This is a genomic window from Xenorhabdus sp. KJ12.1 (genome assembly GCF_963876495.1).
GTDB lineage: Bacteria > Pseudomonadota > Gammaproteobacteria > Enterobacterales > Enterobacteriaceae > Xenorhabdus > Xenorhabdus stockiae.
This window is the reverse complement of the sequence record NZ_CAWNQH010000063.1, coordinates 46,515-58,472: the sequence shown is the minus strand read 5'-3', so window position 1 is coordinate 58,472 and position 11,958 is coordinate 46,515. Positions and strand designations below refer to the sequence as shown.

Annotated in this window: 6 protein-coding genes; 4 read left to right on the top strand and 2 right to left on the bottom strand. The window is 47.0% G+C overall.

What is annotated here, in order from left to right:
- Position 1: 1 nt before the first annotated feature.
- Positions 2-1,966, top strand: a complete 1,965-nt coding sequence (locus AACS92_RS08730) for a TRAP transporter permease (protein WP_099110831.1) — start codon at positions 2-4, stop codon at positions 1,964-1,966.
- Complete coding sequence (gene lhgO / locus AACS92_RS08725; protein ID WP_099110830.1) at positions 1,959-3,149, top strand: L-2-hydroxyglutarate oxidase; 1,191 nt, start codon at positions 1,959-1,961, stop codon at positions 3,147-3,149. Before AACS92_RS08730 ends, lhgO begins: the two co-directional genes overlap by 8 nt.
- 61 nt (positions 3,150-3,210) lie before the next feature.
- Here lhgO and AACS92_RS08720 read toward each other — a convergent pair whose 3' ends face one another.
- Positions 3,211-8,292: an RHS repeat domain-containing protein gene (locus tag AACS92_RS08720; RefSeq protein ID WP_099110829.1), complete on the bottom strand. Its 5,082-nt coding sequence runs from the start codon at positions 8,290-8,292 to the stop codon at positions 3,211-3,213.
- A 608-nt stretch (positions 8,293-8,900) separates the two neighbouring features.
- On the opposite strand from AACS92_RS08720, the gene AACS92_RS08715 reads away from it, so the two are divergent.
- Both AACS92_RS08715 and AACS92_RS08710 read left to right on the top strand, forming a co-directional pair.
- Complete coding sequence (locus tag AACS92_RS08715; RefSeq protein WP_099110828.1) at positions 8,901-10,007, top strand: hypothetical protein; 1,107 nt, start codon at positions 8,901-8,903, stop codon at positions 10,005-10,007.
- Between the two features lie 109 nt (positions 10,008-10,116).
- A complete protein-coding gene (locus AACS92_RS08710) occupies positions 10,117-11,214 on the top strand; it encodes a hypothetical protein (protein WP_099110827.1) in 1,098 nt (365 codons plus the stop codon).
- Between the two features lie 110 nt (positions 11,215-11,324).
- On the opposite strand, the gene AACS92_RS08705 is transcribed toward AACS92_RS08710, so the two are convergent.
- Complete coding sequence (locus AACS92_RS08705; RefSeq protein ID WP_241537978.1) at positions 11,325-11,891, bottom strand: HutD/Ves family protein; 567 nt, start codon at positions 11,889-11,891, stop codon at positions 11,325-11,327.
- Positions 11,892-11,958 lie beyond the last annotated feature (67 nt).

The following is an 11,958-nucleotide window of genomic DNA, read 5'->3' as shown; positions in this document are numbered from 1 at the left end:
TATGAGTATTGCGCCATTAACATCGTCTTGTGCTGAACTGGATAAGGAATCCGGTTCCGGTAATCGCCATTTAATCAGTCCTTACAAACAGATAGCTACCTTGCTCGCGATCGCTATTTCTCTTTATGCCATCTACGCTAATGCGTTATCTAATACACAGGAATTTTACCGTAATGTGATCTTTCTTGGCGGTATTCTGGTACTGGGCTTTATACTCTTTCCGGTTTCCAGACAACAGGCGACAGCAAAACTCAATCTTTGGGATTATCTTATCATCCTGCTTACTCTGATCAGTTACGGCTATTTCTATTTTACTTACATCGACTTACATGTTGTCAGAAACAGTATTCCCAATACCACAGATTATGTGATGGCTATCGTTGGCATTGCCCTATTACTTGAGGCCGCAAGACGAACAACGGGTTATTTCATTCCGGGATTATCTGTTTTCGCTATTGTGTATGCTTTATTCGGCCAATATTTTATCGGCATTTTCGGACATGCAGGTTTTTCTATCGAGCGCCTGTTATTCCGTCTGTTTATGACCGGTGAAGGAATTTTCGGGATCACACTGTCAACAGCCTCAACAGCAATCATTGTCTTTATCCTGTTTGGTTCATTTTTGAGTGTCAGTGGTGCGACAGCATTGTTCAATGATCTGGCTCTGGCAATCGCCGGACGTCGCAGAGGCGGGCCTGCGCAGGTTGCTGTCATTTCATCGGCGTTGACAGGCTCACTCAGTGGGAGTGCTGTTGCTAATGTAGCGACAACTGGGACTTTCACCATTCCACTGATGAAAAGCATTGGCCTGTCGCCACGCTTTGCCGGCGCTGTCGAAGCGGCAGCATCAACCGGTGGTATGATTATGCCTCCTATCATGGGAGCTGCCGCCTTTATCATGGCGGGTTTTCTCGGTATCTCTTACACCACAATTGTACTTGCCGCTATTATTCCCGCACTGCTCTATTATGCTTCCCTGATTATTGCCATTGATTTAGAAGCCAAAAAACAGGGTTTGAAAGGCATCAGTAAAGAAAGTATTCCACAGGTAAAAGCTGTACTGAAAGCGCGTGGATTACTGCTCCTACCCCTTTTTATCGTAATCGGGTCATTATTAGCTGGAAAAACACCCATTTATGCCGGCTTCCTCGGCATTATTGCAATTATTGTTGCGAGCTGGGTCACACCGGATACTTCGGTACGGATGACGCTTACAAAAATAGCCAATGCTCTGAATGAAGCCGCTCGTGGAGCCATTCAGGTTACTGTTGCCTGTGCTGCTATTGGTATCATTATCTGCGTTGTGACTATGACCGGGATCGGCTCTACCCTTGCTTTCAACATTGTTTCCCTGACAGATAACACTCTATGGATGATCCTGCTGGTTGTAATGGTAGTCTGTATCGTGCTCAGCATGGGCTTACCATCCACTGCGTTATATATTGTTGTAGCCGTCACCGTATCACCAATTCTCATTAAAGCAGGTGTTCTGCCCTTAGCGGCACATTTCTTTGTTTTCTGGTTCGGGGCATTATCCAATATCACCCCTCCAGTTGCCCTTGCCAGCTACACAGCCGCCAGTATCGCTCGCTCTGATCCCATGCAGACATCATGGAGTGCTGTCCGGCTGGCTTTACCCGGTTTTATTATTCCTTTTATTCTGGTGTATAACCCGGCGCTATTGATGCAGGGCAGTGAGTTAAGTGTGCTTTCTATTCTTTATATGATAATAACCGCATTGATTGGCATTTATTCCCTCTCTATTGCCACTGCCAATTTCTGGATGATAAAAGCGCACTGGCTGGAAAGAGTTTTCTTTACGATTGCTGCTCTTCTTTTAATTAAGCCGGGCGTATTAACCGATTTGGCAGGAATGGCGCTGATTATATTATCTGGTGTTATTCACTTGCTGCGCTATAAACAATACCGGACAACAGTAATAAGGAAGGAACCGCATAATGTATGATGTGATTATCATCGGGGCAGGGTTAGTCGGGCTTGGTACGGCCAATGCGCTACAGGAGCAGCACCCACATTTACGTCTGCTGGTGCTGGATAAAGAAAAAAACGTGGCTACACATCAAAGCGGGCATAACAGTAATGTTGTTCATTCCGGTATTTACTATACGCCCGGCAGCCTGAAAGCCAATCTGGCGAAAAAAGGGAATCAAACGATATATCAGTTTTGTCAGGAACACGGTTTATACTACGACCGCTGTGGCAAAGTGATTGTTGCAACGCAGTTGAAAGAGCTTTCCTTACTGGAAAATATCTATCAGCGGGGTTTGCAGAATGGTCTTCAGGTTAGTCGGTTATCACAGGTGGCTTTGAAGGAGCGTGAACCTTATGTCAATGGTCTTGAAGCCATTCTGGTACCGGATACCGGGATCGTCAATTATCCGGAAATTGCAGCAAAATTGGCTGAAATCATTCAGACCAGAGGTGGAGATATTCACTGCCAACAATCTGTACAAGCTATCCGGGAACACAGTGATTCTATCGAAGTGCAAACCCAACAACGCACCTATCAGGCTAAATGGCTGGTGAACTGTGCCGGCTTGCAGAGTGACAGAATAGCTCAACTGGCAGGCTACGATACTGGTATGAAAATTGTGCCATTTCGCGGCGAATATTATGTGCTGAATAGTGATAAAAACCATCTGGTCAATCACTTGATTTATCCCGTTCCTAATCCTGATTTCCCATTTTTAGGTGTTCATTTCACCCGTATGCATAATGGCAAACGGGATGTGGGTCCCAATGCGGTACTGGCATTTAAACGCGAGGGATATCGCCGGACAGATTGCAACCTGCGGGATATGGCGGAAATACTCACTTACAAAGGCGTCTGGAAAATTGCTTCACGTTATTTAAGTGAAGGAATCGCAGAAATGCGCCGCTCATTCTCACATCGGCTATTTACTGAAAATGCCCGCCAGCTTATTCCCGATTTACGTCCTGAAGACATTACTCCGGGGCCAGCAGGAGTCCGTGCTCAGGCAGTCACGCCCGAGGGTAAACTAGTAGATGATTTTCACTTTGTAACCGGTCGCCGGTCATTACACGTTTGTAATGCGCCCTCGCCAGCCGCTACTGCATCATTTGAGATTGGGAGAGAACTTGTAAGACAGTATTTTGAATTAATTTAATGGTAATGATTTTTTAAAAGGCAGCGTATAAATTAATCACTATGCGCTGCCTAATCACCCGTTATAGCAATCGCAGTAAGTCAGCAGCCATTCCGGAGAGATGTGCATCTCTCCATTGTCTATTCCACCCAGAAGTCTCCAAGTCACCAACTTCAAAACGTGTATCAATATAACGTTCTTCAAGTTCAGCAATCATATATTCAAGCCTGCGAGTACCTTCCTCATAACGAAATCTACTGATAGTACTAACCGCATATTGGCTATTTTCATTTATAAATGGTGCATATAATTCACGTACTGTTCTACTTTCAATATTTATAAATCTTTGTACCGTTCTCCCTCCCGCATTCAAAAGTACTCCGTTATTCATGGTTAACCTAATTCCTCCTCCCTCAGTCAGATAAGTAAAACCCAAGCGCTGTAGTACGTTAAAATCTTGCTTCATGCTTTCTGTCATCTGAGCAAGAGGAGGAAAATTAAACTGCACTGTTTTACGCCCATTACTCATGACTTCCTGTACCCACCCTGCCGCATTTGCTCTATCAAAAGACTCTAATGTATTTCTGGCAGTTGTCTCAGCTGTCGCTGCTGCCCTTGTTGTGTTAGCTGTCTCAGTAACTATAGTTGTTTCCGCTGTAACTGCTTCTATCGTTCTGGGAGCCTCACTTTCTCCCGCAGCAACAGCGGTCCTTGCACCGGAACTAAAACTATTTTGTAACTGGGCTTCCGCCTGCCATAACCCACCAACCATCTTACCGAGCACCAAACTGCCCAGACTGGCCGCCCCACATCCCATTGAAATCCAGCCCAAAACAGCAGACGCCTGCGGATCACTGTTCTCTGTCGCGGCACTGGCAATCCCGGTCGCGGCCCCCAAAAAACCGATCCCAGCGATAATCGCCCCGCTCAACGTCAGGGAGGCTCCCCCCGTTGGAATGGCCGCCGCCAACTCCGCAGCCATGCCAAACAGACCTAACGCTATTCCCAAAATACTGCCCACACTCAGATGCCCACTGGGATCTGTCCGGTTAATGGGATCCCCCAGACAGTACGCATACGGGTTCAGCCCCCCGGCCCCGAACGGGCTGAGGCTGTCCGGCGCCGTAAACCGCATCAGGACCGGGTGATAAGTCCGGTAGCCGTTGCCCAGATGATACCCGCCTCCGGCCGGGTCCTGCCGCTCCCCGTTATACCCCGGCAAATCCGGATCACTGTCCGCCGCCGCCTGCTGCCCGTACGGGGTATAGCGAAAACGCGAGGTTCGCTCATTGTGACGGCTCAGCAGCACACTGCCCGGCCCGTCCGTGCCCAGTAAATGCACGCCGTCAGCCGTGACACTCGCCGCCGGCGCACTGCCCGCCTGCACCAACCGCGTGACCGCGCCACTTTCCCGTTGAATTTCCGCCACCCGGCTGGCCCCCTGATAGTACAACTCCCGGGTGTCCGCCTTGTCCCGCCGCTGCAACGCCAGCCGGCCACTGGCGTCATAACCGTAAGTCTGTGCGCGCCCCGCCTGCGTGACTGAAGCCAGCCGGCCCAGCCCGTCATAGGCCAGCATTCGATGCGACTCATCCTCAATCAGCCGCCCGGATTTATCGTAAATGAGCACAATCGTAGCCGGATAGGCCGGATGGCTGTGGGTGATTTTCGTCAACTGACAAGGGTCGGCCGGATTAGTATAACTGAAACGGGCCGTGTCCTGACTGCCGTCCGCCAGCGTAGTGAGACAGGTCAGCAGGTTGCCCAGCCGGTCATAGGTAAACTGCTGGCGGTTCAGGGTCTGCCCGTACGCATCCCGCGGGCATTCCGTGCCCGAACAGCGGTAATCCGTCAGCCAGCGGCGGTTCGCATCGTAGGTATAAGCCTCTGCCCGCAATGGCACCGCGGGCTGGGGGCTGTTTGCCGGCCGGACCGCGGTGGTCCGGTTCGCCAGTTGCCCGGTCAGGGTATAAGTCTGGCTCAGGGTCAGTCTGTCCGGCCCGCTTTCAATCCGCCGCGCAATTTCCCGGCTGAAATCATCAAAGGTCAGGGTGGTCACTAACTGCTGCCCACTGGCATTGTCCTGCACCGTCCAGCGGTCTGTCCGCCCGGCCGCATCATACCGGAGGGTCACCGTCACCGCCTCATCCACCGCTTTCACCGGCCGGCCCAGATCATCAAACTGCAACCGGTGCGCGACCCCCGTCATATCCTGACAGGCCGTCAGCTGACCGGTCGGGGCGTAGTGATACACGGCACGGCGCGCCGGCCCGGCCCCGGCATCATCAAACTTCACCGTTTCCTCTTTGAGCTGCCCTGCCGGGGTATAAGTGCGTTGCAACGTGGCCTGTCCGACCGCCTCCGCCCGGGTCAGCGTCCCACTTTTCCCCTGATAAGTAAACTGCTGGGTGAGGCCCGGGGCAGTCACACGGAGAGGGACATTACCCAGCCGCGGCTCATATTGCATCGTCACCGTCTGCCCCAACGCATCTGTCACGGTGTCCGGCAGCGGGCTGGTGCCCTGATAGGTGTTCTTCTCCGTCCGGCCACCGACGGTGCGCCACTTCACCCGCCCCAGACTGTCAAACTCACGCTCCCCGAGCACTTGCCCGTCGGCCTCAATTTTCACGACCCAATTGCCGGCACTGAACGGGGCGTAAGTTTTCCGTACCACCGTACCGTCACTGTAGCGGACGGTCGCGACCCGGTTAAAGGCATCGTAGGTGTATTCGGTTTTCTTCCCCAGCGTATCCAGGGTGGCCCGTAACCGGCCCAGCCCATCATACCAGTGGCTTTGCCGGGACACCGGTTGATGCTGGCTGTCTAACAGGGTGACCGTCAGCGGCTGGTGACGCAGGTTATAGCGGGTTTTTGTGGTGCCAAATTTCAGGTCCCCGGCCTGAGTCGTTTGCTCCGCTATCCGGGTCACCGGGTCATAATGCTGTACATGGCGCGTTCCCGTCACGTCCGTTATCACCCGGGGCTGCCCCCAGTCGTCATAGTCCGTCTGCTGACTGACCGCAATACAGCGGGTTTCCTCCGGGTTGCTCCCGGTCGGTAAGCGGTCATACCGGGTCTGGCTCACCACCCGGCCCCAGCTGTCCCGCTGCGTCTCCGCCACCTTTTGCCAGTCCGCATTCTCCTGCCCTTTCAACAAAATAGCCTGCTTACACCGCCGCCCCTGTCCGTCAAACCAGGTCCGGCTCTGATTGCCCAGCACATCGCTCTGGGTGGTCGCCACCACCCCCGCCTGTTCAATGGCGTAAGCATACTCAATGTCGCGGGCGTATGCCGTTCCGGCATTGTTCAGCTGTTTAGACAGGCGGCCGAACGCATCATACTCATACAACGCCGTACAGCCCTGGTGGTCCTGCTCAAACCCCACTTTATGGCTGAAGCAGGAGTGGATTTGCACGCTGGATGCCGTCAGACCGTCATGCTCACTCGTCCAGTGGGTGGTTTGTTTCAGGTGCTGTTTATCCAGCTGATAGTCAAAGTCCTGTCGCTGGGTACATCCCTGCCCGGCCTCGTCATATACCGTCTGCTCAACGCTATCGACCCGCCCGTAGTGGCGGAAGTGTGGCAGGCAGACATAGCGGGTCTGATGCATATGCAACAACCGGCGCTGTCGGGTATGCCGGTCCACCCGGAACAGGCACTGATGCGTGCGCACCACCGCCGTCTTAGTCGCTGTTCCCGGCAGTGTGGGCAGCGAGTCATAACGGTAAATCACCTCATGCGCCGGCGCATCGTCATAGGCCCCGATGGGGGAAGCCACTCCCGGGGTCACCGTTTTCGATTTAACGTAACGGACAAACCCGTGGGGGTCAGCCGGACAGCCGTAGCAGTCGTCATCCGAGCGCCTCACCTCCCCTTTGGCCGGATAATAAACCCACTCCGTGCGGGTGCCGTCCGGGGCAATCAGCAGGGTGGGGTTGCCGGCCGCATCAAACTCCGTCCGGGTCACCTCTTCCCGTTGGCCGTTGCCGGCAATAAAGCGGACCGTGGCCGATTTGGGCAGCTGAAACTGGGGCGGCTGTTGCGCAAACTCCGCCCCGATTTGGGCGTAATACTCCGTTTCATGCTGACGTATGCAGTTGTTCTGCTGTACCGTTTCTGAAACCAGCAAATGGTAATTATTGTAGCGCCGGGTAATCTCCCGGACCGCCTGCCCGTTATCCCAGCGTTCGATGGAGCCGTACTGATAATCGGACAGCACCCCGTAGAGGTAATCCTGATTGCGGCTCCAGTCGCCCCCGGTCCCGCTGCCGAGAAAGTTATTCTTTGTATAGGTATACGTGTGGACACTGGCGTCCTCCAGACCGGATGACTGGCTGTAGCGGGTCACATACGGCAAAGCGGCGGCCGGGCCCTTAGCCGGAAAACGGTGGCCGTCCTGTGTATACGTCACCGCCTCCAGCAAACCGGTCGGGGCCGTCACCCGGTTTAAAAACTGGCAGTGCAGGTCATAGCCCAGTGACCAGATCAACGTCTGCCCGGCCGTCAGGTTCGTGATGGTACTCACCCGGCCGTTATGCAGCGCCACTTCAATTTCATACCTTTCCGACATGCCGGGCCAGACGGTCAGCCGGGTCGCCACCCCCGGTATTGTCCTGACGGTCAACAGCGCCCGGTGTTTTTTATCCAGATCGTAAATCCCCGTCAGGTGGGGCACGGCGCCGGCGGTATAATCCCACGCCAGCTGCAGGCTGTGCCCCAGCGGATTCAGGATCTTCACCGGGACTTTCAGGTTAAAGGCATTTTTGGGCCCGGAGAGGATCTCCACCAGACCGGATTTATGGATCACCTGATACGTATCCTCATCGACGTTTTTTTCAAACCGCACCACATCCTGTTTGTATTGGAGTAAAGTAACGTTTTTATCCGTTTCATCCACTTGGTAGCGCTCGCCGGTGGAGAGTTGCAGCATTTTTGTCTCACTGTCGTAGTGGGTCAGCCCGAGGGAAAAACCGATACCAAAGCCGATATCCGCTGAATTCAGCGGGCTGTACGCCAGCGCCAGCGTCAACTCCGGCCCCAGTTGGTTATTGCCGATAAGGTGCGCCACCGGCATCACATAATTAAACAGGCCGGTACGCGGATCAACACGGCCTGCGGCCGTGCTCTGAAAATTCGAGGCCTGAGAAAAAAAATCTGCACTCATATTAAGTAACCTTATTTAATTTTTATATATTTAATACTAAGAATTACAATGTTGTTATATTATTTCCAATAATTATTGGAAATTAAAAACATATTCCATACGATGTGTTTCATTAAATATTTAAAACAATAACACCATCGGTGTTAACTCGATGAATGTTGATAAGTCAATCTGTATCCCCATTAATCACATATAGATAACACTAGTATAAACTCAGGATATTTCCATAAATTTAAAATTAAAAACTAAAAATAAAATTCATTTTCATATTAAAGAAATAAAAACAAACCATAATTAATTATTTTTAGTTAAAAATTAAAGTAAAAATAAAGTCATTCTTATTGACATATTAATATAAACATTAGTCATAGCTTGTAAAATTCAGCCACCTCCAGCATTCTACTTCTTTATAATATGAACTATACTAACAATATTCTTTTTAGTTTTTAAAATACTTATGTCATAGCCTGAATTAGACTAGATATGATATCAATACCAAACATAAATCACTCCATTTTTATAGCTCTTTGAAAACTAAAATTTTCACCAGAGATTAATTCTATGATGTTATAAGGCAGGGGTTTTTATGTTCACCTGAGGAAATAAAAATGAATTCACAACAAAAAAACACTAACAAAGTAAATAGAATAATTAGCTTAACAGAATTTAGTATAGAATTACTTTCCGGCCATCAAAGTGATGTCATATATGCTAATGGTAATATGCAAGTGGGTGTATTGATTAATATTCAAGCAATGGATGAAAATCTACATATTATTCAACTATCTGATGACCAACTCGATAAAATAGAATTAATTAACTATGTAACTGGGAACACATTAGACCTAGAATGGTCATATAGTTCAACTAAAAATGATTATGATAATACTTTTCCTCACCCTACTCCTGAAAATACTCAAAAGTCCCCTTCACAATATAAAAAAACAACCGTAAATAAATTAGATAATAACTCTGAATATCAAAGAAAAATCTATTGGGTTACAACAACAAAATATGAAGCCATCATGATTGCAGCACAAGTTTTGCTTGATGAAAAAATATTTTCAACAAATCAGGGAAGTCAAGATTCATGTGCCTGCGTTACGGGATATCCCCGTATTATTTATCATTCTGACGATCTTGAACATCCAGATCCTGTCCTAGAACGCTCTGGTCAATACGTTGTTCATATAGATAAAAAATATTCTATATCACCACCTGAACATTATGATAAAAACTATGATTGGCAACAGAACAATTATTATCTCACTTTGATAAATAAACCCACTGGATTCTCAGTAAAACATGTTGATATAGAAGACACTTACAATGATTATGATTTCAATATTGCTAATTACCATGGCATTGTCCATCGTGTAGAATCTGATAATCTCTATTTTTGGTTTCTCTGGGGAACAATGAAAAAAGATAAAACGGTAGGGGATGAACACCTCACAGTAAGAAAAACATCTGTTCCAAATGTTGAGACAACGTACACATCAATTGCACAAGCTGATATCTTAACAGCAACACGTACAGATTCTGTTTGTCTCAGCAGATTGTACTTTGAGTCACCAGTAGAGAAATTCTGGGTTGAATTGCCAGATGCCTTGGCTCATTTCAGATTTTATGACAATTACGGAAATCAATCCTATCAAATAGAGTTTATTATGGAGGGTGCTAAATCCTTTCACCTACAAGATATGCAGCCGTAATTAAATTTTAATCTTAAGACTATATTACTCTATAAAATTAAAACCCTAAAAGATAAAAACCGTTCCCTAATAAGAGCTGGAAATATTTTAATAAAGCAGGAGAAATAATATGATTAGATTAGATGAAAATAACGATTACCCTAGAGTAGTCGACCATTTGAGTCATTTTGGTATTGATTTGTACTCAGGTCATCAACAAGATTATCTTTATGCCAATGGGAATATGCAAGTTGGCGTTTTTATTACAATTGTAGCAGTGGATGCTAATCAAGAACAAGTTAAGTTATATGATAGTATATTAGATACTATTGAATTAATTAAATTCACTGACAGTCAAAAACTGCCAGAAGGATGGTCATATACTAGCATTGAAAATGATTATAGCCATACATTTCCTTTTGCTAATGACACATTTAAAATGGAAAATTTTTTTGATTTGCCATATAGAAAGGTACAGCATTATAAGTCAGATGAAAAACCACCATATTACCAAAGGAAGCTCTTTTGGGTTACAACTAATAATATTGATTCGATCAGGATATCAGCGAAAATAACACTTGATGGGAAAACTTATAAAACATTTGATCAATTGACCTTAAAAGATCACAGGGAAGGCAATAAATTTACTACCCTTGTTGGTTATCCTCCTATTATTTATCATGCACAAGATCTTATCCATATTATAAAAAAAGACTTCAATTTTGGTGAATATGTAGTTAAAACGGACGCTAGGGAAAAACACTATAAATGGGTGCAGAATAATTATTATATTCTTCCAAAAATTAAATTTGGTGACTTTACAATTAAGAATATCACCGTTTCTGAGACTTATAACGATAATTATACTACAGAGAATAATTATCGTTGCTTCACCCATCATACAAAAGCTAACGATCTCTATCTTTGGTTTATCTGGGGGCAAGAAAGAACAGTAAAAGATGCAGGGGATAATCACTCTACAAAAAAAAGTATAGATGACTTTACATACGAGGCAACGCCAAAAGTCACTATAGTAACCACTCCACGTACAGATGCTGTTTGTTTGAGTAGATTATATTTTCAGTCACCAGTACACGATTTCTGGGATGATTGGGACAATGCAAGCCCTTTATTCAGATTCACAGATATCTACGGAAATAAATCGTATCTAATAGCAATCGAGATGCAGGATTATGAAAACTTTACTATGAAAGATTGGAAACCATAATTGTGTTTTGGCATAAAGTACATATCACACAACCTGTGGCCTGAAATAAAGCAGGTCACAGGTTTTAATTAAATAGACTCTTCGTCTTTCCAGTTGATTCTTTGCTGAGTCTATTCAGCCGAATGTAAATCCACCCATAGCAACTGGCTATCAGCGACTAACGGCTTAATCGCCCCTTCGCGTATATCATCAGGCAACCACCATGCTCCTTGTCCAAAAGCCAGCTGCACATTATTTGTACCTGTGATTTCCCAACGCCCTTTCAGGACATAAAGCACACCGCTGTGAGATGTTGGTAATTTGCGCTCATCAGTCACAAAGGAAATTTCAGAAACCCACTCAGAATTACGGGTCATGATATTGAAACACTGAACAGAACCATCCAATAGTTCAACATTACCCGGAGTATTACCGGAAAAATGGAAAGGAGCTATTTTTTGTACCAGTTCATGTTCAAGGAACCCTGGACTGGTTAAACGAAGCCCCTTACCTTTTAATAATACAATTGAACGATCAATCCCCGGGAAGTGCCCCAATACCCCATTTTTATGGATAGATGTGAAGCAGGCACGCCAGGCAAAATCATCAGCATTAGGCCAACAAACAATATCTCTTACTTCCCCGATGCCCCCAACCCATTGCTCTCTTGGTAACTCTGTATAATCGAAACACTTCATTCTCATGCTCCTATTTTTCCACTGCTTTTATATTTTATTTACACCTAAAGAGGCAATTTATGTCGAA